A 20484-nucleotide genomic window follows, 5' to 3' on the forward strand; every position below is an offset into this window, starting at 1 on the left:
CCCATGCGCCGTTCGAAAATCGTCTGTACTCTCGGCCCCGCGGTCGACACCCACGAAATGCTGGTCTCGATGATCGAGGCCGGAATGAACGTGGCCCGGTTCAACTTCAGCCATGGCACCCACGCCGAGCACCAGGGGCGGTACGACCGCGTCCGTGCCGCCTCCAAGGAGACCGGCCGGGCCATCGGTGTCCTCGCCGACCTTCAGGGCCCGAAGATCCGTCTGGAGACCTTCGCCGAGGGTCCGGTGGAGCTGGAGCGGGGTGACGAGTTCGTCATCACGACCGAGGACGTCCCCGGCGACAAGCAGATCTGCGGGACGACGTACAAGGGACTGCCCGGTGACGTCTCCCGCGGCGACCAGATCCTGATCAACGACGGCAACGTAGAGCTGAAGGTCCTGGACGTCGAGGGCCCGCGGGTGCGGACGATCGTCATCGAGGGCGGTGTCGTCTCCGACCACAAGGGCATCAACCTGCCCGGCGCCGCCGTGAACGTGCCGGCGCTGTCCGAGAAGGACGTCGAGGACCTCCGCTTCGCGCTGCGCATGGGCTGTGACATGGTCGCCCTGTCCTTCGTCCGGGACGCCAAGGACGTGGCCGACGTCCACAAGGTGATGGACGAGGAGGGCCGCCGGGTCCCCGTCATCGCCAAGGTGGAGAAGCCGCAGGCGGTGGACAACATGGAGGGCGTCGTGATGGCGTTCGACGCCGTCATGGTGGCCCGTGGTGACCTGGCCGTCGAGTATCCGCTCGAGAAGGTCCCCATGGTGCAGAAGCGCCTCATCGAGCTGTGCCGCCGCAACGCCAAGCCGGTGATCGTGGCGACCCAGATGATGGAGTCGATGATCACCAACTCCCGCCCCACGCGCGCCGAGGCGTCCGACGTCGCCAACGCGATCCTGGACGGCGCGGACGCGGTCATGCTCTCGGCGGAGTCCTCCGTCGGCGCGTACCCGGTCGAGACCGTGAAGACGATGTCGAAGATCGTCACCGCGGCCGAGCAGGAGCTGCTGAGCAAGGGCCTGCAGCCCCTGGTCCCCGGCAAGAAGCCGCGTACGCAGGGCGGTTCGGTCGCGCGGGCCGCGTGCGAGATCGCCGACTTCCTCGGCGGCCGCGGCCTGGTCGCCTTCACGCAGTCCGGTGACACGGCCCGCCGGCTCTCGCGGTACCGCGCGCAGCAGCCGATCATCGCCTTCACCACCGACGAGAACACCCGCAACCAGCTCACCCTCAGCTGGGGCGTCGAGTCGCACGTGGTGCCCTTCGTGAACAGCACCGACGAAATGGTCGACATGGTCGACCAGGAGATCGCCAAGATCAACCGCTTCAACCCGGGCGACATCGTCATCATCACCGCCGGCTCGCCCCCCGGCGTCCCCGGCACCACCAACATGCTCCGCGTCCACCACATCGGCGGCACCGGCAGCAACTGACGAGCCCACCAAGGGCCTTGAAGGCTTCTGTACGGCGCTGAGGGCGCCCCCTGGATCAGGGGGCGCCCTCAGTTTGTGCGCGGCTCCCGGAAGGGCCTGTGGCGGCGGTCAGCCGGTTCCGTCGGTCGTGTAGACGTGCATGCCGGGCACATGCAGCGTGCCGCCGAACTGGGCGGCCTGGACGACCTTGACGTTGGTGAAGTAGATCAGCGGGATGTTCAGCGGCGGCGGGTTGTCGGGGCTGAACGTGATCGGGATCAGACCGAACAGGTTCCCGGAGATGGACTCCGTGTACATGGTGGTGTCACCGTTGCGGATCGTGGACGTCGACCCCTTGGCGGCCTGGACGTGGTACGTCTTGCCCTGCTGCTTGTCCTTGACCGTCTGGTGCAGGTCGCCGATGTCGGTGCCGCCGGAGATGACGTACTTGAGCACCTTCTTGGTGGTGCCGCTCGCCGTCTTCACCTCGACGATGCCCTGGTAGTCGGCGCTCTTGAGGAGCAGCGAGCTGGCGTTCAGGTACCAGGGGTCGTCCGCCACCGCCACCTTGTTGTCGACGCCGCTGACGTCGTCCGTGGCGGCCGGGCAGTCCTCCGCGGAGGTGCTGGAGCTCGCCGACGGGCTCGGGGAGGACGTGGCGTCCGCCGCGGCCTTCTCGGCGGCCGTCGTGGCGCTCTCGGCCGCCTTGGTCGCGGTGTCGGTCGTGTCCTTCACGGCCTTGGTCGCCGTGTCGGTGACCGTCTTCGTCGTGTCCTTGACGGTGTCGGACACGGCGGAGCCGGAGGAGTCGCCCGACGACGAGGCGGAGGCGGACGGCGTCGGGCTCGCGCTCGGCGTCGTGGCATCCGAGCTCGACTTGCCGCCGGTGAGGATGTCGGAGATCGCGTTGCCGATGTCGTCGAGCAGTCCGCCGCCGCTGCTGCTACTGCTGCTCGCGGACGCCGAGGGGGTCGGCGTGGCGGTGTCACCGCTCGACTTGCTCTCGGACGCGGACGGCGAGGGCGTCGCCTTGTCGCCGGAACCTGAATCCGACGATCCCGACGTGTCCGTCTTGCCGGAGTCCGAGCCGGTCGAGGAGTCCTTGGACGTGGATGTGCCCGTGGACGCCGAGGGCGAGGGCGTCGCCTTGTCGGCCGACGCCGAGGCGGACGGCGACGGCGAGGCCGAGGAGTCGTCCAGGGCCGTGACACAGTTCTTGTACTCGTCCGCGGTCAGGCTCTTCGCGGACGAGGAGCCACCGCTGTCGGCGAGCGCGAGCGACGACGTGAAGCCCATGCCCATGAGGACCGCCGTCGGCATCGCCACCGTGGCTATCGCCTTGCCGGCCGGCATGTGGAATCGGGTGAAGAGCGGCTTCTTGGGTGCCGCGTGGCGCGGCCCGGTTCTCACACGGGACGCGTCCACGTCAGTCCCGTGGGTCACCTCGTCAGCCGGCACTGTGCCTCCCGTTCGCCCCGTTGTTGGCCGGGCTCGTTCCTGACAGATCGTTCGGCTCGTCCACCACGGGCTTGAGGATCGCGGTGTCCGGGTCGGCGCCCGCCGGGGCGTCACCCGTTCCCGTGGTGTCCTGCTCGGCCGGCTCCTCGGCGGGCGGTACGCCCGGGGCCCAGGCAACGGCCATCGCGCCGCCCACGAGGGAGAACAGGAAGCCGATCAGGAAGCCGCCGAGGTTGGACACCGGGATGGACACGAGGCCCAGCAGGATCGCCGCGATACCGGCGAAGGTCCGCACATGCTTCTGGAACCAGAGACTGAAGCCCAGAACGACGAGCAGTACGCCGATGATCAGGGACCCGGCGCCCGCGGTCGTCGCCATCGCCAGCGTCAGATGACCCACCTGGAGGTGGGCGTACGGGAAGTACGCGATGGGAAGTCCGGCGATCATGACGAACAGACCGGCCCAGAACGGCCGTGTGCCCCGCCAGGCGCGGAACTGCGCCCTGCGGCGGCTGAACTGGCCGGCGGGGGCGGCAGAAGTCTCGGCGCTCATGGAAAACAGCTCCCTGGTGCGGCGTTGCTGTGGTGGTGATGCTGTATTGCTGCTGTGGTGGTGCGGTGTACTGGCTGTGAAGAGGGGGCGGGAAGGTGGACGGGCGGGGGCGCCGTCGGCTCCCCCGCCCGTTCACCGAGTGCCTAGTAGCACTCGTGCGTACCCGCCTGCACGGACATGTTCAGTCCGCTCAGCTTGAAGGTTCCGGCAGTGGTGGCCCACGCCGTCTGCTTCACGCCGGTCAGCGAGGCGTGGTCGGCCTGCTGCGCGAATCCGTACGGGTTCGCCGCGTCGCCGCTGTGGATGCCCGGACCCTTGCTGGCGTCCTTGGCGGCCACACCGATGTCGATGTTCGTGAACGTCGCGTCGGCGCTCAGGTCATCGAGGTCGATGTACAGGTTGCTGGCCTCGACCGGCTGGCTGCCGCCACCGGCCTTCAGGATCAGGCTGACGCTACCCAGAATCGGGATGTTCGGGGTGACGACCGACTGGCACAGGCCCTTGATGCTCGCGGACTTGAAAGCCGAAACCGCGACCGGGTGGACCGTCTTGCTGCCGTCGAGGTTGTACCCCGAGTCGAGGGCTCCGTACTGCGAGAAGCCGTCACCCTCGAGCGAGTCGGCCGACACCTTGAACTGCTGGCCGGACACGCTGAACGACGCGGCGAGAGCGCCCTGCGCGAGGGCGACACCTATCGCGGCCGTAGCGGCGACGCTGGGCACCATGACCACAGCGAACCGCTTCCATCTGGTCCCGCCACGCACCTGGGACTCCATATTTCCTCCTTCTCGGACGTACATCTCCTGACCCTGGCTGCCCCCAGTCGGCGGCTCAGCCGGGCAGGGATGGGAGAAGTGCTACGTCCTCGGGAAGGGGAGCGCCCGCACTCGGAGGCGCTGAGAACCGCGCACCGATCACCGGCGATCACCCCCGAGCGACAACCACTGGTCGCGCCTGACACGCATCACGCACAACCTTGCTGGACAGGCTTCGCCGAGTGGGCGAAGACCCCCCTGTCCAAGAGACGGCACCAGTGGCGCCGTCCCTGCTCGGTGGGGACCCAGGAACTCCCGCGTCCCGACCGGCTGTCGGGGTACGGGAATGGACCGAGCGTCGCCGATCGTGGTGCATTCTCGCCGCCGACACAAGGGGCTTCGTTACTGGGTAGTAACGGCCGGATAACCGAAGGACGACCCACAGGTCTCGGACGGCGACTCAGGGTGCGGAAACGGGGGTGGACAAAACTATTGATCGTTGGACAGAAACCGACAGATCAACGGCCGTAACTTACTCGCAGTAACAGCGGCCGCGATTACCAAGATTTGGTAAAGCGCGGCCGCAGTGGAGCTACGTCGGCAAATCCTTCACTCGGGCATCACATGCCGTGACGTTTAGCGACTGGTCAGAACAGGGCCCGCGCGAGCGCCCGTCGGGCCGCCGCCACACGCGGATCATCCGCCCCGACGACCTCGAAGAGCTCCAGCAGTCGCAGACGTACCGTGTCCCGGTCGTCACCCGCCGTGCGCCGGACGGTGTCGATGAGCCGCCCGAAGGCGTCCTCGACATGACCGCCGACCAGATCCAGGTCCGCCGCGACGATCTGCGCCTGCACATCGGCCGGCCGCTCGGCCGCGTCCACACGCACCTTCTGCGGGTCGAGCCCCTGCACCCGCTGCAACAACTCGGCCTGCGCGAGGCCGAGTCCGGCCTCCGGGTTGCCCGGGTCGTCACTCAGCACGTTCTTGTACGCCTGTACGGCACCGGCGAAGTCCCCCGAGTCCAGGGCCCGTACGGCCGCCTCCAGCAGGGCGTCGTACGGCCCGGCCGGCACCGCCTCGGCGTCCGCGGGGGCGCCGCCCGGCTCGGCGTCGGGGTCAACTGTCAGGCCGGTGAGGCCGAAACGCTGCTCGGCGACCTGCACCAGCTGGTCGAGGGTCTGCCGGATCTGCGCCTCACCGGCGGCCCCTTGGAAGAGCGGGAGCGCCTGCCCCGCGACGACCGCGAACACGGCCGGGATCCCCTGGATGCCGAACTGCTGCATCAGCATCTGGTTGGCGTCGACATCGATCTTGGCGAGCAGGAAGCGCCCGTCGTACTCGACGGCGAGCCGCTCCAGGACGGGGCTCAACTGCTTGCAGGGCTCGCACCACTCGGCCCAGAAGTCGATGACGACGGGTACCTCGGTGGACCGCTGCAGGACGTCGCGCTCGAAGGAGGCCTCGTCGACGTCGATCACCAGGTCGGCCGGGGAGACGGCTCCCGGGCCGCCGCCCTGCCGGGCCGCCTCGGCCCGTGCCTGCTCCGCCTTCGCCTTGGCCTCCTGGGCCGCCTTCACCGCGGCGAGGTCGACGACTCCGCTCATGGACATGTTCCGTGGCTGCATGCGTCTATCCTCCCCCGTGAGCGCGCGTGCGCGAAAAGCGTCGTGAAAGTCGGTCGTACAACCGGTCGTACTGTTCGGCGCCGGGTCCCCACCCCACGCCCCAGCGGTTTCGCTACGAGTCGTAGCGTAATGGCACCGAGTGCCTCCTGAATACCACCCCCCGGTGATCTCCCTCACTGCCTCACAGGAACCGCCGGTTATGGTCGGGGGATGCAGAGCCGCAGCCCCGTTCCCCGAGCCACCGGACGCCCTCGCAGCGCCGAGGCGGACGCCGCGATCCTGGCGGCCACCCGGGAGGCGCTGGTCGAGCTGGGCTGGTCCAAGCTCACCCTGGGGGACGTGGCGGCGCGGGCCGGGGTCGCGAAGACCACGCTCTACCGCCGCTGGTCCGGCAAGAACGAACTGGTCGTCGACGCGGTCGCCGAACTCTTCGACGAACTGACCCTCCCCGACCGGGGCAGCCTCTTCGCCGACATCGAGGGCGTGGTCCTCCAGTTCGCGGCGATCCTGGCCCGCCCCGAGGCCGCGTGCGGACTGATGGCGGTGATCGCGGAGTCCACCCGCGACGACGCCCTGCGCGAACGCATCCGCACCTCGATCGTGGAACGCCAGAAGCGCCTGGTCCTGGAGGGCCGCTGCCGGGCCGAGGAACGTGGTGAACTCCCCCCGCAGCCGGACCCGTTCGAGTCCGCCCGCACGGTCGACCTCATCTTCGACGTGGTCGCGGGCGCGGTGGTGCACCGCGCCCTGGTCTGCGGCCACCCCGCGGACGAGGGCTGGGTGCGCGACTTCACGGCGCTGCTCCTCGGCGGCCTCGGAGCCGGCACCCAGGAGCCGTAGCCGCGCCCGCCGCGACCGGCCCCCGAGCCGCTACGGCGTCGGGTTCGCGGGCCGAACCCCGGCGACCGCGTCGCCGTACAGGACCCGCACGTTCTTGCCGAAGTAGGCGCTGTAGGAGATCTGTGGGGTGTGGCCGCCGGTGTGGTAGCCGCCGATGATGCCGATCACCGCCCAGCCGCCCGGCCAGGGCACGAGCATCGGTCCGCCGCTGGTGCCGTCCACGAACGCGTCGCAGGCGATGCGCGGATAGCTGCCCGGCTCGGCGGGGTCGTCGCTGTCCCAGCGGGTGGTCCGGCTCCAGCACTCCACCGGCTTCTCGGCCCCGCCGGGGTAGCCGACCATCCGGACGGGAGCGTGCCAGTACCCGGTGCCGGTGAGCAGCTGCACGCCCCCGGTCGCGTCCTCCAGCCGCTTCCCGTCCTGGTTGGTCTCGGTGACGGCGAAGCCGTAGTCGTACTCGGCGCCCGCGTGCTCCCCGCGGTCGTAGTACTGCTGCGGGACGTAGACGCCGTTCACCCGGACCGGGAAGACCCCGAACGGCTTCTGTCCGTCGTGGTACTGCGGCACGAAGGCGAGGTTGCGGCGCGGGGAGGCGCCGGAGTAGCCCCGCAGACAGTGGCCGGCGCTCAGCACCAGGTCGTGCCCGGGGCTGCGCACCACGGAGCCGCTGCAGGTGCGCCCGGCACCGCTGCCGTCGGTCCAGAAGAACGTGCCGGCCTGGGGCATGCCCTCGAAGCTGTGGCTGGGCGGGATGAACTCACCCGGCCGGGGGCCGTCCACGTCGGCGGAGGCCGCGGAGACCGAGCCGGTCCCCTGGCCGGTGGACGCGGAGTCCGCCTCCGGGCCGGCGTCGACGGGCAGCGCGGCCGTCAGCCGGTCCGCGCTCCAGTAGGCGTCGAGCCGTACGGCGACCGGGTTCACCGGGGTCAGACCGCCATGGGCGGCCGCGACCGGGGCGAGCACGGCACACGGCAGGAGGGCCGCCGCGATGGCGGCGGCGGCCCGGGCCGCCCTGGGTCTGAAAAGGCTACGCACCGTCAGTTCCCCTAGGGATTCGGCGGAGTCGACGGGCCGATGGTATGCACGGGATCGATCGCGGAGAAGGGCGCAGGTCACATTTCTGTCACGCTCTTCCGCCGGGAGCTAAAATCCCGCCGGTTCGGTGTACACCCCCCACTCGTCCCGCAGCACCCCGCAGATCTCCCCGAGGGTCGCCTCGGCGCGTACGGCGTCCAGCATGGGCTCGATCATGTTCGCGCCCGAGCGGGCGGCGCCGAGCATGCCGTCCAGGGCGGCCCGGACGGCGGCCTCGTCCCGTGCGGCCTTACGGGTGCCGAGCGCCCGCACCTGCTCCCGCTCCACCTCGTGGCTGACCCGCAGGATCTCCAGGTCCCCGGTGACGGACCCGTGGTGGACGTTCACGCCCACGACCCTCTTTTCGCCCTTCTCCAGGGCCCGCTGGTACTGGAAGGCCGACTCGGCGATCTCGCCGGTGAACCAGCCGTCCTCGATCCCGCGCAGGATGCCGGAGGTGACGGGCCCGATGGGGTGCTTCCCGTCGGGGTGCGCCCGCAGCCCCCGCTCCTTGATCTGCTCGAAGACGCTCTCCGCGTCGGCCTCGATCCGGTCCGTCAGCTGCTCCACGAACCACGAGCCGCCCAGCGGATCGGCCACGTTGGCGACGCCCGTCTCCTCCATGAGCACCTGCTGGGTCCGCAGCGCGATCTCCGCGGCCTGCTCGGAGGGGAGGGCGAGGGTCTCGTCGAGGGCGTTGGTGTGCAGCGAGTTGGTCCCGCCGAGCACGGCCGCCAGCGCCTCCACGGCCGTCCGCACCACGTTGTTGTACGGCTGCTGGGCGGTCAGCGAGACCCCGGCGGTCTGGGTGTGGAAGCGCAGCCACTGCGCCTTCTCGGACCGCGCGCCGTAGACGTCCCGCATCCACCGCGCCCAGATGCGCCGGGCCGCGCGGAACTTGGCGATCTCCTCGAAGAAGTCGACGTGCGCGTCGAAGAAGAAGGAGAGACCGGGGGCGAACACGTCCACGTCGAGTCCGCGGCTGAGGCCCAGCTCCACGTAACCGAAGCCGTCGGCCAGCGTGTAGGCCAGCTCCTGCGCGGCCGTGGCTCCCGCCTCACGGATGTGGTACCCGGAGACGGACAGCGGCTTGTACGCGGGGATCCCGGCCGCGCAGTACTCCATCAGATCGCCGATCAGCCGCAGATGGGGCTCCGGCTCGAAGAGCCACTCCTTCTGCGCGATGTACTCCTTGAAGATGTCGGTCTGGAGCGTGCCGTTGAGCACCCGCGGATCGACGCCCTGCCGCTCGGCGGCGACGAGGTACATGCAGAAGACGGGGACGGCGGGCCCGCTGATGGTCATGGAGGTGGTGACGTCCCCGAGCGGGATGTCCTTGAACAGCACCTCCATGTCGGCGGCGGAGTCGATGGCGACACCGCAGTGCCCGACCTCGCCGAGCGAGCGCGGGTCGTCGGAGTCCCGCCCCATGAGGGTCGGCATGTCGAAGGCGACGGACAGCCCGCCGCCGCCGTTGCCGAGGATCATCTTGTAGCGCTCGTTGGTCTGCTCGGCGTTCCCGAACCCGGCGAACTGCCGGATGGTCCAGGTGCGGCCGCGGTAGCCGGTCGGATACAGGCCGCGTGTGAAGGGGTACTCCCCCGGCCACCCGATCCGCTCGAACCCGTCGTAGGCGTCCCCCGGCCGGGGCCCGTACACCGGCTCCACCGGGTCCCCGGAGAGCGTGGTGAAGTCGGCGTCGCGCTTGCGCGAACTGTCGTACCGGGCCTGCCAGCGTCGGCGGCCCTCCTCGATGGCGTCAGCGTCCATACTCTCGAATTTACTAGGACGTCCTAGTAAATGTCGATGGGAGACCGCCGCACACATGTCTGTGCGGCGGTGGGTTACGCCTTGACTACCGCCGGTGACTCCTCGGCGACCCTGGCCTCCAGCTCGTGGGTGATCTTGCGCTCGACGAAGAAGGCGGCCGTGGGGATGGTGCCGGCCAGCAGCACCCACAGCTGCTTGCCGACCGGCCACTTCGCCTTGGAGCCCAGGTCGAAGGCGACGACCAGGTAGACGACGTAGAGCCAGCCGTGGGCGATGGCGACGACGCGGGTGAAGTCCGCGGCGCCGTCGATGTCCAGGCCGTACTTGGCGATCATGCTCAGGCACAGCAGGACCAGCAGCACGCCGGTGGTGTAGGCCAGGACGCGGTAGCGGGTCAGCACGCTCTTCTTCATGGCGTCGAGCGTAACCGCCCGTTCCGGGAGATCTTGGGCCGGGTCGGCCGGGGTGGCCGCCGCCGGCTCACTCCTCGTCGAAGTCGCTCGCCGCCACCCGCAGCGGCCGCAGCATCGCGAAGATCTCGCCGCACTCCTCGGCGTCGTAGACCCCGAGGCCGAAGTCCATGGCCATCAGGTCCCTGGTCGCCGCCTCGACCACCTCGCGGCCCTTGTCGGTGATGGAGGCGAGGGTGCCGCGGCCGTCGTTGGGGTTGGGGCGCTTGGCCACCAGGCCCGACTTCACCAGGCGGTCGACGGTGTTGGTCACCGACGTGGGGTGGACCATCAGCCGCTCGCCGATCTTGGACATCGTCAGCTCGCCCTCCTTGGAGAAGGTGAGCAGCACCAGCGCCTCGTACCGCGCGAACGTGAGCTCGTACGGCCTGACGACCGCGTCGACCTCGGCGAGCAGGATCTGGTGCGCGCGCATGATCGAGGTGATGGCCGCCATGGACGGCACGTTTCCCCAGCGCTGCTTCCAGAGTTCGTCGGCGCGGGCGATGGGATCGAAGGGGAGACTGAGCGGCTTAGGCACGCCCTCGACCTTACCGGCCGGTCACATGCTGGTCAGCCCCGTCTCGTCTTTCGGCCCGGTTCGCCGGCGCGGGTTCGCTTCTTCGGGCTGCGGACCGCGCGGCGGTACAGCCATCAGGTGTTGTGCGAGCGGACGCCGCTCGGTATCGCGCTGGTCTCCGGCGGCCCGTGAGCAGGCCTGCGGCGCAGCTGCGGGTTGGGTGGGGGCGGGTGCAGCGCTGCGGTGTGTTCCGGGGCGGGGGGGTGTCCGTCCTCGGTCGGGCGGTACGGCCACTTGGCAGGGAACCGGTGATGGACGCCCGCCGCTGCGGGCGGACACCCCCCGCCCCGTCCCCTTCCCGCCGTACGCGGCTGCGACCGCCTACGGCCGTCCCACATGCTCGCCGCGGGCGGCTCAGGGCCCATTCGTGACGCCGCCCGCCTTACGTACCTCAGGGGCGCGGGGAACTGCGCGACCAGCCCCCACCGGGCCGCACTGTGACCATGGACCCAGTTGACCGTCGGCGGGAGAAACCCCAGTTCATACCGGGTTTCCCTGCTGCCGCCGGGACGGGCAACAGGAAACCCGTCGACCCCGGTGGCCCCCCGGGACAGGCTCGTCCCGTCAGCTCGAAGCACCCGCTAGGGGGAAACATGCGCAAGATCTTCAGCGCCGCCGCCGCGTTCGCGACCGCGGCCACGGCAGTGGTGGCGATGAGCGGCGCCGCACAGGCCGCGCCCGCCGGCAATTCGACGGTCTACGGATGTCAGTCCGGCAACGTCTGCATCTGGCCCGAGGGCGTCAACCCCGTCGACAACCCGCACCCGACCAACCAGTACTCCGCCTACGGCTACCACAACCTGAGCAACCAGTACGGGTACCACTGGGTCCTCAACAACCAGTACGGCGGGGCCGGCGCCGCCCTCTGCAACAACTACGGCGGCACGAACTGCAACGAGTACCTCGCGCAGGACCAGTGGACCTACACGGACCTCACGCCCATCAACTCCATCGTGCTCTACCGGCCTTGACATGCTCCTCGCCTTGAAAGGCGAGGATTCCGGCCTTCTCCACCGGTTGCTGTGCCGCTACGCGGCGCGGTTTCCGGTGGGGAATCCGTGGCTTCCTGTTTCTTCGCGCTGTGCCAGAACGGGTCCTGGTCTTACCGGCGCTCCGCAGGCTGTTACCGCCAGTCCGGCGGCCTGTTGGATGTTGAGTGCGGCATTGTGGTCCCGGTCGTGGAGGGTGCCGCAGGCGGTGCAGGTCCATTCGCGGACGTTCAGGGGTTTGGGACCGTCCACGGTGCCGCAGGTGGAGCAGGTCTGGGAGGTCGGCTCGAACCGGCCGATCTTCACCAGAGTGCGTCCATAACGCTGGGCCTTGTATTCCAGCATGTTCACGAATGCCGTCCAGCCCGCGTCGTGGACGGACTTGGCCAGCCTGGTACGCGCCAGTCCCGCCACCGGCAGGTCCTCCACGGCGATTCCTTGGTTCTCGGAGATCAGCCGGGTGGAAAGCTGGTGGTGGAACTCTTTGCGGGCGTCGGCGACCTGGGCGTGGGCGCGGGCGACCTTCAGGCGGGCCTTCTCGCGGTTCTTCGATCCCTTCTGTTTGCGGGACAGTTCCTTCTGGGCCTTCTTCAGCTTCTTCTCCGCCCGGCGTAAAAACCGGGGGGAGTCGATCTTCTCTCCGGTGGACAGCACGGCGAAATGTGTGAGGCCGAGGTCGATACCGACGCACTGGTCCGACTCGGGCATCCGGTCCGCGTCGGCGGCGGGGTCGGTGTCGATGACGAAGGATGCGAAAAATCTGCCCGCACTGTCCTTGATCACCGTGACCGAGGTGGGGGTGGTGGGCAGGGTGCGGGACCACTTGACCTTCACCGCGCCGATCTTGGGCAGGCTGAGCCGGCCGCTCTCGGTGAGGGACCAGCGGGCGTTGGCGGTGAACCGGATCGACTGCCGGGCAGCCTTGCGGGACTTGAAACGGGGCGCGCCCAGTTTCGGACCCTTGCGGGTGCCCTTCAGCGAGGCGAAGAAGTTCTTGTAGGCCCTCTCGGCGTCCCGCAGGGACTGCTGGAGAACGACCGCGGAGACCTCACCCAGCCAGCACCGCTCGACGGTCCGCTTCGCCTCGGTGATCAGACGGGTGGACAACTCACCGGCTGTGGGGAAGGGCCTGCCCTGCGTGCGGGCGTCCTCCCGGGCGCGCACGCAGTCGTTGAACACGACGCGGGCGCACCCGAACGCCCTCGCCAGCGCGATCCGCTGACCGGCATCCGGGTACAACCTGAAGGCGTACCGCAGCTGCATGACGATCACACTAGGCATAGCGAACAAGCACCGTCACCAGGAACATACGAGCGAACCATCACCGTCCCCGGCAGAGTCCGGTTCCACCGGAACGACAGACACCGCGACGCTCCGCCTCACAGCCGCCTGATTCGCTTCACCCCGGCGTGAACGCCGGAGCACTGCGAATGAATCCCGGTAGCGGACCTTCGCCACGGAGAACGACCGCCGGGGCCGGCCCCCACACCGGCCCCGGCGGTCCCGTTCTCGCCACTCCGAGTGAAAGCTTGGCTCCCCGTCAGACCCCCGCAGTAACCTGGGCATCCGCCGTCCGGGCAGGCCAGTGCCAGGGGGACGCCTTGGGGGACCAGGAACACGTACACGCGGGCGCCGACCGGACCGACCAACCGGAAGGCCCCGCACCCTCCTTTCCCGCGCAGCTGAGACGGCTGCGCCGGGAAAGGGGTCTGTCGCTGGCCGATCTCGCGCGCCAGACGCACTACAGCAAGGGCTATCTCAGCAAGATCGAGACCGGCGTCAAGCGGGCGTCCGTCGATGTCGCCCGGCAGTGCGACCACATCCTGCGCGCCGAGGGCGAGTTGCTGCGGCTGGTGCGGGAGGCCGCGGCTGCGGAGCGGGGCGATGCCGAGGACGCCGGGGTGCCTGCCTGTCCCTATCGTGGGCTGGCGGCGTTCGGGCCGCAGGACGCGGCCTGGTTCTTCGGGCGGGAGCGGGCCACCGCCGCGCTGGTCGAGCGGGTCTTCCAACGCGTCGGCGGCGGGCCGCTGTTGCTGGTCGCCCCGTCCGGCGCCGGCAAGTCCTCGCTGCTGAACGCGGGTCTCGTCCCGGCGCTGCGGCGCCCCGGCGGCTTCCCCATGCCGGGGGCCGAGCGCTGGCCCGTGGTCGTCCTGACGCCCACCGCGCATCCACTCGACGAGCTCCTCGAACAGCTCGCGAAGGTTCTCGGCAGCGATCTCGACCTCACCGCGGCGCAGTTGGCCGACCGTCCCCAGTCGCTGCTGGACGCCGTCCGCGCGCGTACCGACGAGGTGGTGGCGGGGTCCGACGGACGACGGCCGCCTCCGGTGCGGGCCGTGCTGCTCGTCGACCAGTTCGAGGAGTTGTTCACCCTCTGCCGTGACGAGGAGAGGAGACGGGAGTTCGTGCGCGTGCTGTGCGCGGTCGCCACCTGCTCCGATCCTGCGGTCGTGGTGCTCGGCGTACGTGCCGACTTCGCCGGGCGCTGCCTAGAACTTCCGGGACTGGCTCCGCTGTTCGGCGAGGGGCTGTTCGTCCTGCTCCCCATGTCCCTCGCGGAACTGCGGCAATCCATCACCCGCCCCGCCGAACTCGCCGGTGTCACCCTGGAGCCCGGCCTGGTCCCGCTGCTTCTGCGCGACGCGGGGCTGCGCGACGAGCCACCCGGTCCGAGCCACGGTGCCGACACCCCCTCCGGGGCGCTGCCCCTCGTCTCGCACGCCCTCCTCGCCACCTGGCAGCAGCGCGAGGGCACCACCCTCACGGTGGCCGGCTACGAGCGCACCGGCGGTATCCAGGGCGCCGTCGCCCGTACCGCCGAGACCGTGTTCGCCCAGCTGTACCCGGCCGAGCAGAAGGCGATCCGGCGCATCCTGTCCCGTCTCGTCCAGGTGTCCGACGACGGGAGCGTGGCGACCCGGCGCCGCACCGGCCGCGGCACCCTCCTGGAACAACTCGGCGACGCGGACGCCGCCTCGGCCGCGCTCGACGTGTTCGTCCGGGCCCGGTTGATCACCGTGGACCGGGACACCGTGGAGATCACCCATGAGGCCCTGCTGCACGCCTGGCCCCGGCTGCGGGAGTGGATCGACGCCGACCGGGCCGGGCTCCTCGTCCACCAGCAACTCGCCCACGCCGCCGCCGAGTGGGAGCGCGAGCACCGCGACCCGTCCGCCCTCTACCGCGGCACCCGCCTCGACACCGTCCGCTCCTGGGCCGACGAACTCGACGGCCGCGGCCGTCTCGGTCCCCGCGAGGAGGCGTTCCTGCGGGCCAGCCAGGCCGAGGAGGACGCCCGGCGGACTCTGGCGAGACGTCAGATCCGCGTCCGGCAGGGCCTGCTCGTCGTCCTCGCCGTGCTGCTCGGCCTCGCCGTGACCGCGGGTGGCCTCGCCTACCGGCAGCGCGCCGGCGCGCTGGAGCAGGAGCGCGTCGCCCGCTCCCAGGCCCTGGCCGCGCAGTCCACCTCCCTGGCCGGCGGCCAGCCCGAGGCCTCCATGCTGCTCGCCGCGGAGGCCTACCGTGCCGCCCGCACCCCCGAGGCGCGCGGGGCGCTGCTGAGCACCCAGGCCCAGGCGTTCTCCGCCCGTCTCGTCGGCCACCACGGGCCCGTCAACGCGGTCGCCTTCGCCCCGGGTGGCGGGCTGCTGGCGACGGCGGGCGAACACGGCACCGTACAACTGCGCAGGACCACCGACCACCGGACCACCGCCACCCTCACCGTTCCGGGGCTGGTCCGCTCGGTCGCCTTCAGTCCCGACGGGCGCGCGCTCGCGGCGACGTCCACGAACGGGCCGGTACGGATCTGGGACACCGCCGGCCACCGGCTGCGGACCCTGCTGCCCGAGGTCACCACCAAGGCCCGCGCGCTCGCCTTCGACCCCCGCGGCCGTACCCTCGCCGTCGCCGCCGACGACGGCTCGGTCCAGCTGTGGGACACCGGCGGCGGCCGCCCCGCACCGGTGCGGCTCGTCGGGCACACCGGCCGCGTCAACGCGCTCGCCTACGCCCCGGACGGACGCACCCTGGCCTCGGGCGGCTCCGACCGGACCGTACGGCTGTGGGACACCGACCGGGGCCGCCCCCTGGCCGTGCTCGGGGGACACACCGACGAAGTGCTCGGGGTCGCCTTCGCGCCGGACGGGCGGAGCGTGGCCTCCGGGGGCGTCGACCGGACCGTACGGCTGTGGGACGTGGCCCGGCGCACCGCCGTGAAGACGCTCACCGGGCACAGCGACGACGTCAACGCGGTCGCCTACACCCCGGACGGCACCACGGTCGTCAGCGCGGGCGGCGACGGCACGACCCGGCTGTGGGACGTGCGCACCGGCCGGCCCGCCGCGGTCCTCTCGGGCCACACCGACTACGTGATGTCCGTCGCCGTGGACCCCTCCGGGACGACGCTGGCCACCGGCGGGTTCGACCAGTCCGTGGTGCTGTGGGACCTGCGCGGCCCGGTGCTGACGGCGCGCCCGTTCACCGAGGTCTCGCAGGCCGCGTACAGCCCGGACGGCACTCTCCTGGCCACCGCCGACGCGGACCACACCGTACGGCTGTGGGACGTGGCCCGGCACCGGGTGGTCGGCACGTTCACCGGCCACCACGAGAGCGTGTTCTCGGTGGCGTTCGCGCCGGACGGCCGCACCCTCGCGTCGGCGGGCTCGGACGGCACGGTCCGGCTGTGGGACGTCCCGTCGCGGCGCGCGCTCGCGACCCTCACCGGCCACACCGGGGACGTGTTCTCAGTGGCGTTCGCACCCGACGGCCGCACGCTCGCCTCCGCGGGCGCCGACCGCACGGTCCGGCTGTGGGACGTCGCGACCCGCCGTCAGCTCACCGTCCTGGCCGGTCACACGGACTCCGCCAACGATGTCACGTTCAGCCCGGACGGCCGCACCCTGGCCAGCGCGGGCGACGATCTGACGGTACGGCTGTGGGACACGACCGGTCACCGTCTGCTCGCCACCCTCACCGGTCACACCGGCGCCGTACGGGGCGTGGCCTTCAGCCCCGACGGATCGACCCTCGCGAGCGGCGGCAACGACGGCACGGTCCGGCTGTGGGACGTCCGCCACCGCCGCCTGGCGGCCTCCCTGACCGGCCACACCGGATCGGTGCGCGGTATCGCCTTCTCCCCGGACGGCCGACTCCTCGCGAGCAGCGGCAGCGACCGTACGGTACGGCTCTGGGACGTGCCCGGACGGCGGCCCTGGGCCACCCTCACCGGGCACACCAACGCCGTGTGGGGCGTCGTCTTCGCCCCTGGTGGGCGGACGGTGGCCAGCAGCAGCAACGACGGGACCGTACGCCTGTGGGACCTGGATCTCGGCGCCCGGCTCAGCCGGATCTGCCTGCTGAGCCGGGCGACCGGTCCGCGGGAGCGCAAGGCGCTGATGCCGGGGCTGCCCGTGTCCCTCCCGTCCGGCTGCCCTCGGACCTGACCGGCGCGTCAGTGGGCCAGGTGCCGTTCGATCGTCTCCACCTTCGAGGTGAGGCCGTCGGTCACTCCGGGGCGGATGTCCGCCTTGAGGACCAGGGAGACACGGGGGGCTCTCGCCTCCACGGCGGCCACCGCTCGTCGGACGACCTCCATCACCTGGTCCCACTCGCCCTCGACGGAGGTGAACATCGCGTCGGTGCGGTGGGGCAGGCCGGACTCGCGGACCACGCGGACCGCGTCGGCGACGTACTCCCCCACGTCCTCGCCGACCCCGAGCGGGGTCACGGAGAAGGCGACGATCATGCGTTGACCACGCCTTCCTGGCGGGCGCGGGACGCGATGACCTCGTCCTCGGCGGCCCGCTTGAGCTTGCGCTCGGCGAAGAAGCCGCCGGTGGGCAGGACGGAGAGGACGAAGTAGAGGGCCGCGGTCCGCAGGGGCCACTTGGTGCGGTTCCAGGCGTCGGCCCAGAAGACGACGTACAGGATGAACAGGACGCCGTGGACCATGCCCATCACCGGCACCGCGTTGAAGTCCGTGGTCCGCTTCAGGACCGAGCAGACCAACAGGAGCAGGAACGAGACGGCCTCGGGGGCCGAGACGAGGCGGAGGCGTCGGAGGGCGGTGGCGGTCTTGAGGTCCACGGGTCACCTTCGGTGGGAGACAGGTCGCTCTTTGTGAACGGAAGCACAAGCGTTCGCCCATTGTGACAAACGGCGGCGGGGAGACGCGCGAGGGGGTGGACCCCTGTCGGCGACGTCACCCTGCCGCTACCGTCCCAGCGTGGCGATGTTCCGACTTCAAGGCAGCAAGGTGCTCGCCGTCGACATGACCGGGGACGCCGTGAAGGCGAAGAACGGCTCGATGGTCGCGTACGACGGGCAGATGGCGTTCAAGAAGCTGAGCGGGGGTGGGGAAGGGCTGAGGGGGATGGTGACGCGGCGCCTCACCGGTGAGCAGATGACCGTGATGGAGGTGCGGGGGCAGGGGACGTGCTGGTTCGCCGACCGGGCGTCCGAGATCAACCTCGTCCGGCTCCAGGGGGACAAGCTGTACGTCGAGTCGAGCAATCTGCTGGCGACCGACGCCGGGCTGCGGACCGGGACGACCTTCACCGGGCTGCGCGGGGCCTCGCAGGGCAACGGGCTGTTCACCACGACCGTCGAGGGGCACGGGCAGGCGGCGATCATGTCGGACGGGCCGGCGGTGGTGCTGCGGGTGAGCGCGCAGTACCCGCTGATCGTCGATCCGGGGGCCTACATCGCCCATCAGGGGAATCTGCGGCAGTCGTTCCAGTCCGGTGTGACGTTCCGCACCTTCTTCGGGGAGGGCGGGGGCGAGGCCTTCCAGATCCGGTTCGAGGGGGACGGGCTGGTGTACGTGCAGCCGAGTGAGCGCAACACCATCGCGGGGGATGTGTGACATGGCCTTCCGTGAGATCAACTCCAAGATGGTCGAGGCGACGGTCCTGCCCGGGCAGCGGCTGTTCAGTCAGCGGGGCGCCATGCTCGCCTACAAGGGCGAGGTCTCGTTCACGCCCAACATCCAGGGTGGGCAGGGCGGGATCATGTCGATGATCGGGCGGCGCGTCGCCAATGAGGCGACCCCCCTGATGAGCGTCGAGGGCAGCGGAACCGTGCTGTTCGGGCACGGCGGGCACCATGTGCAGATCATCAACCTCACCGGCGACACCCTGTACGTGGAGGCGGACCGGCTGCTGGCCTTCGAGGGCACGCTCCAGCAGGGGACGATGTTCATGGGCTCCCAGGGCGGCGTCATGGGCATGGTGCGGGGACAGGTCACCGGACAGGGGCTGTTCACCACCACCCTGAAGGGGCACGGGTCGGTCGCCGTGATGGCGCACGGCGGGGTGTTCGAGGTGCCGATCACCCCCGGGCGGGCCGTCCATGTGGATCCGCAGGCCTATGTCGCCCACCACGGGGACGTCCGCAACAAGCTGTCGACGGCGCTGGGATGGCGGGACATGGTGGGGCGCGGCTCCGGCGAGGCGTTCCAGCTGGAGCTCAGCGGGAGCGGCACGGTGTACGTCCAGGCCTCGGAGGAGAAGCTGTGAGCATGTACGGGGCCGCGGGTGGCGGGCCGACGGTCCACGACCCCATGACGCTGCCGGTCGACGACAACGTGAACAAGTACACCTTCTGCGTGGAGCTCAAGGGGAGCCAGTGGTTCCTGCAGAAGGGGAAGATGATCGCCTACTACGGGTCGATGGAGTTCAACGGGATCGGACACGGCCGACTCGACCGACTTGTCCGTACGTCCTTTCATTCGCCACTGCACGCGAGCGACTGGGTCGTGGCGGAGGGCTCGGGCAAGATGCTCCTGGCCGACCGGGCCTTCGATGTGAACTCCTACGACCTCGAAGACGGCAATCTGACCATTCGCTCCGGCAATCTGCTCGCTTTTCAGCCAAGTCTCGCTCTCAAGCAGTCGATCGTGCCGGGCTTTCTGACACTGATCGGAACCGGAAAGTTCGTGGCCGCGTCCAACGGTCCGGTGGTGTTCATGGAACCCCCGATCCGGGTGGACCCGCAGGCGCTCGTCGGATGGGCCGACTGCCCCTCGCCGTGCCACCACTACGACCATGGCTACCTGACGGGCGTCATGGGCGGTCTACGTGCGATGACGGGCCTCGGAGGGGCCTCCGGGGAGGAGCACCAGTTCGAGTTCGTGGGGGCCGGTACGGTCCTGCTCCAGTCCTCCGAGACCCTCATGGCCGAGCAGGCCACGGGGGCGGTTCCGCACGAGCCCGGTGTGCCCGGTGGCGGAGGGGTGCCCACAGGCCCTTCACAGCAAGCGGGCGCACCGCGCCTTCCCGGACAGCTGGGAGACCTCCAGCGTCGCTTCGGGCTGTGAGCGGTAGTCTGCGGAGTGTGACGTCGAACGTGTGCGCGCCGTCACGCGAAAACCCTCACTAGTTCGCTTTTCAACATCTTAGGTAGACTTCATTCATGGAGACCGAGACGGCCACGCCCTGGCTGACCGATGCGGAGCAGTGCGCCTGGCGCACCCACCTGGAGGTCAACAGGTTGTTGACATACCAGCTCGAGAAGGATCTGCAGCCGTTCGGCCTGACAATGAACGACTACGAGATCCTGGTGAACCTCTCGGAGTCGGAGGACGTGCGGATGCGGATGAGCGACCTCGCGTCCGCCACCCTCCAGTCCAAGAGCCGCCTCTCCCACCAGATCACCCGCATGGAGAACGCGAACCTGGTCCGCCGTGAGAACTGCGAGTCCGACCGGCGCGGACTGTACGCGGTGCTGACCGAGCACGGCATGGAGACGATGAAGAAGGTCGCGCCCCATCATGTGGCGTCTGTGCGGAGGCACTTCATCGATCTGCTGGCCCCCGAGTCCCTGTCGGAACTCGACAAGGCGCTCAAGCCCGTCGCACAGCACCTGCGGGGGCAACGGGGGCGACCCTATCGCGGCTCTGGGGGCGGGTGGCGTAGCTCCAGCTCAATTTGGGTGCCGATCCTGACAGAGCAAAGGCACTCCTACAAGTGATTCCGTTG

Annotated in this window: 18 protein-coding genes and 1 pseudogene; 8 read left to right on the forward strand and 11 right to left on the reverse strand. The window is 70.1% G+C overall.

Going from position 1 to position 20484, the window contains the following annotated elements; genetic code table 11:
• The first annotated feature begins 3 nt into the window (after nt 1-3).
• The gene (pyk, locus tag ABZT17_RS31935; RefSeq protein WP_356353934.1) at nt 4-1434 is read left to right on the forward strand and encodes a pyruvate kinase; all 1431 of its coding nucleotides are present in this window, start codon (nt 4-6) and stop codon (nt 1432-1434) included.
• Between the two features lie 108 nt (nt 1435-1542).
• Here pyk and ABZT17_RS31940 read toward each other — a convergent pair whose 3' ends face one another.
• The 4 genes from ABZT17_RS31940 to ABZT17_RS31955 form a co-directional block, all read right to left on the reverse strand.
• Nucleotides 1543-2871 carry a hypothetical protein gene (locus tag ABZT17_RS31940; RefSeq protein ID WP_356353936.1) on the reverse strand — a complete coding sequence of 443 codons (1329 nt, stop codon included), beginning with the start codon at nt 2869-2871 and terminating at the stop codon, nt 1543-1545.
• On the reverse strand, nt 2861-3424 hold the full coding sequence (locus ABZT17_RS31945) for a DUF6114 domain-containing protein (protein ID WP_356353938.1): 564 nt from the start codon (nt 3422-3424) through the stop codon (nt 2861-2863). Before ABZT17_RS31945 ends, ABZT17_RS31940 begins: the two co-directional genes overlap by 11 nt.
• 143 nt (nt 3425-3567) lie before the next feature.
• Complete coding sequence (locus ABZT17_RS31950; protein ID WP_356353940.1) at nt 3568-4200, reverse strand: DUF6230 family protein; 633 nt, start codon at nt 4198-4200, stop codon at nt 3568-3570.
• Between the two features lie 626 nt (nt 4201-4826).
• Nucleotides 4827-5807 (reverse strand): tetratricopeptide repeat protein, encoded by a 981-nt coding sequence (locus tag ABZT17_RS31955; protein WP_356353942.1) that lies wholly within the window; start codon nt 5805-5807, stop codon nt 4827-4829.
• A gap of 210 nt (nt 5808-6017) precedes the next feature.
• Here ABZT17_RS31955 and ABZT17_RS31960 point away from each other — a divergent pair, with 210 nt between their 5' ends.
• Complete coding sequence (locus ABZT17_RS31960) at nt 6018-6647, forward strand: TetR/AcrR family transcriptional regulator (protein WP_356353944.1); 630 nt, start codon at nt 6018-6020, stop codon at nt 6645-6647.
• 30 nt (nt 6648-6677) lie between these two features.
• Here the strand turns inward: ABZT17_RS31960 and ABZT17_RS31965 are convergent, their stop codons facing one another.
• The 4 genes from ABZT17_RS31965 to ABZT17_RS31980 all read right to left on the reverse strand — a co-directional run bounded on the left by ABZT17_RS31965 (nt 6678) and on the right by ABZT17_RS31980 (nt 10481).
• Nucleotides 6678-7682: a hypothetical protein gene (locus ABZT17_RS31965; RefSeq protein ID WP_356353946.1), complete on the reverse strand. Its 1005-nt coding sequence runs from the start codon at nt 7680-7682 to the stop codon at nt 6678-6680.
• Nucleotides 7683-7790: 108 nt separating this feature from the next.
• Nucleotides 7791-9491 (reverse strand): methylmalonyl-CoA mutase family protein, encoded by a 1701-nt coding sequence (locus ABZT17_RS31970; protein ID WP_356353948.1) that lies wholly within the window; start codon nt 9489-9491, stop codon nt 7791-7793.
• Nucleotides 9492-9565: 74 nt separating this feature from the next.
• Nucleotides 9566-9904, reverse strand: a complete 339-nt coding sequence (locus ABZT17_RS31975; protein ID WP_356353950.1) for a DUF3817 domain-containing protein — start codon at nt 9902-9904, stop codon at nt 9566-9568.
• A 67-nt stretch (nt 9905-9971) separates the two neighbouring features.
• The gene (locus ABZT17_RS31980) at nt 9972-10481 is read right to left on the reverse strand and encodes a MarR family transcriptional regulator (RefSeq protein ID WP_356353952.1); all 510 of its coding nucleotides are present in this window, start codon (nt 10479-10481) and stop codon (nt 9972-9974) included.
• Between the two features lie 632 nt (nt 10482-11113).
• Here ABZT17_RS31980 and ABZT17_RS31985 point away from each other — a divergent pair.
• On the forward strand, nt 11114-11491 hold the full coding sequence (locus ABZT17_RS31985) for a hypothetical protein (protein WP_356353954.1): 378 nt from the start codon (nt 11114-11116) through the stop codon (nt 11489-11491).
• A gap of 57 nt (nt 11492-11548) precedes the next feature.
• Here the strand turns inward: ABZT17_RS31985 and ABZT17_RS31990 are convergent, their stop codons facing one another.
• Complete coding sequence (locus ABZT17_RS31990; protein WP_356353956.1) at nt 11549-12772, reverse strand: RNA-guided endonuclease TnpB family protein; 1224 nt, start codon at nt 12770-12772, stop codon at nt 11549-11551.
• 338 nt (nt 12773-13110) lie between these two features.
• Here ABZT17_RS31990 and ABZT17_RS31995 point away from each other — a divergent pair, with 338 nt between their 5' ends.
• The gene (locus ABZT17_RS31995; protein ID WP_356353958.1) at nt 13111-16950 is read left to right on the forward strand and encodes a helix-turn-helix domain-containing protein; all 3840 of its coding nucleotides are present in this window, start codon (nt 13111-13113) and stop codon (nt 16948-16950) included.
• Between the two features lie 8 nt (nt 16951-16958).
• Here ABZT17_RS31995 and ABZT17_RS32000 read toward each other — a convergent pair whose 3' ends face one another.
• Nucleotides 16959-17252 (reverse strand): MTH1187 family thiamine-binding protein, encoded by a 294-nt coding sequence (locus tag ABZT17_RS32000; protein ID WP_356353960.1) that lies wholly within the window; start codon nt 17250-17252, stop codon nt 16959-16961.
• Entirely contained in the window at nt 17249-17593 is a 345-nt protein-coding gene (locus tag ABZT17_RS32005) for a DUF3817 domain-containing protein (RefSeq protein ID WP_356353962.1), read from the reverse strand. The genes ABZT17_RS32000 and ABZT17_RS32005 overlap by 4 nt, the downstream gene beginning before the upstream one ends.
• Before the next feature lie 145 nt (nt 17594-17738).
• Here ABZT17_RS32005 and ABZT17_RS32010 point away from each other — a divergent pair, with 145 nt between their 5' ends.
• The 4 genes and pseudogenes from ABZT17_RS32010 to ABZT17_RS32025 form a co-directional block, all read left to right on the forward strand.
• Complete coding sequence (locus tag ABZT17_RS32010) at nt 17739-18371, forward strand: AIM24 family protein (protein WP_356353966.1); 633 nt, start codon at nt 17739-17741, stop codon at nt 18369-18371.
• A 1-nt stretch (nt 18372) separates the two neighbouring features.
• Complete coding sequence (locus ABZT17_RS32015) at nt 18373-19023, forward strand: AIM24 family protein (protein ID WP_356353963.1); 651 nt, start codon at nt 18373-18375, stop codon at nt 19021-19023.
• 2 nt (nt 19024-19025) lie between these two features.
• Nucleotides 19026-19823 carry an AIM24 family protein gene (locus ABZT17_RS32020; RefSeq protein WP_356353967.1) on the forward strand — a complete coding sequence of 266 codons (798 nt, stop codon included), beginning with the start codon at nt 19026-19028 and terminating at the stop codon, nt 19821-19823.
• Between the two features lie 95 nt (nt 19824-19918).
• Nucleotides 19919-20392 (forward strand): annotated as a pseudogene (locus tag ABZT17_RS32025) (MarR family transcriptional regulator); the annotation flags it as partial.
• Nucleotides 20393-20484 lie beyond the last annotated feature (92 nt).

It is taken from the genome of Streptomyces sp. NPDC005648, assembly GCF_040605395.1.
Taxonomy (GTDB): Bacteria; Actinomycetota; Actinomycetes; order Streptomycetales; family Streptomycetaceae; genus Streptomyces.

Bases quoted from the DNA above. Each gene is read 5' to 3' on its own strand.
- pyk (WP_356353934.1), top strand. From the start codon at position 4: ATGCGCCGTTCGAAAATCGTCTGTACTCTCGGCCCCGCGGTCGACACC.
- ABZT17_RS31945 (WP_356353938.1), bottom strand. From the start codon at position 3,424: ATGAGCGCCGAGACTTCTGCCGCCCCCGCCGGCCAGTTCAGCCGCCGC.
- ABZT17_RS31950 (WP_356353940.1), bottom strand. From the start codon at position 4,200: ATGGAGTCCCAGGTGCGTGGCGGGACCAGATGGAAGCGGTTCGCTGTG.
- ABZT17_RS31955 (WP_356353942.1), bottom strand. From the start codon at position 5,807: ATGCAGCCACGGAACATGTCCATGAGCGGAGTCGTCGACCTCGCCGCG.
- ABZT17_RS31960 (WP_356353944.1), top strand. From the start codon at position 6,018: ATGCAGAGCCGCAGCCCCGTTCCCCGAGCCACCGGACGCCCTCGCAGC.
- ABZT17_RS31970 (WP_356353948.1), bottom strand. From the start codon at position 9,491: ATGGACGCTGACGCCATCGAGGAGGGCCGCCGACGCTGGCAGGCCCGG.
- ABZT17_RS31975 (WP_356353950.1), bottom strand. From the start codon at position 9,904: ATGAAGAAGAGCGTGCTGACCCGCTACCGCGTCCTGGCCTACACCACC.
- ABZT17_RS31985 (WP_356353954.1), top strand. From the start codon at position 11,114: ATGCGCAAGATCTTCAGCGCCGCCGCCGCGTTCGCGACCGCGGCCACG.
- ABZT17_RS31990 (WP_356353956.1), bottom strand. From the start codon at position 12,772: ATGCAGCTGCGGTACGCCTTCAGGTTGTACCCGGATGCCGGTCAGCGG.
- ABZT17_RS32000 (WP_356353960.1), bottom strand. From the start codon at position 17,252: ATGATCGTCGCCTTCTCCGTGACCCCGCTCGGGGTCGGCGAGGACGTG.
- ABZT17_RS32010 (WP_356353966.1), top strand. From the start codon at position 17,739: ATGTTCCGACTTCAAGGCAGCAAGGTGCTCGCCGTCGACATGACCGGG.
- ABZT17_RS32015 (WP_356353963.1), top strand. From the start codon at position 18,373: ATGGCCTTCCGTGAGATCAACTCCAAGATGGTCGAGGCGACGGTCCTG.
- ABZT17_RS32020 (WP_356353967.1), top strand. From the start codon at position 19,026: ATGTACGGGGCCGCGGGTGGCGGGCCGACGGTCCACGACCCCATGACG.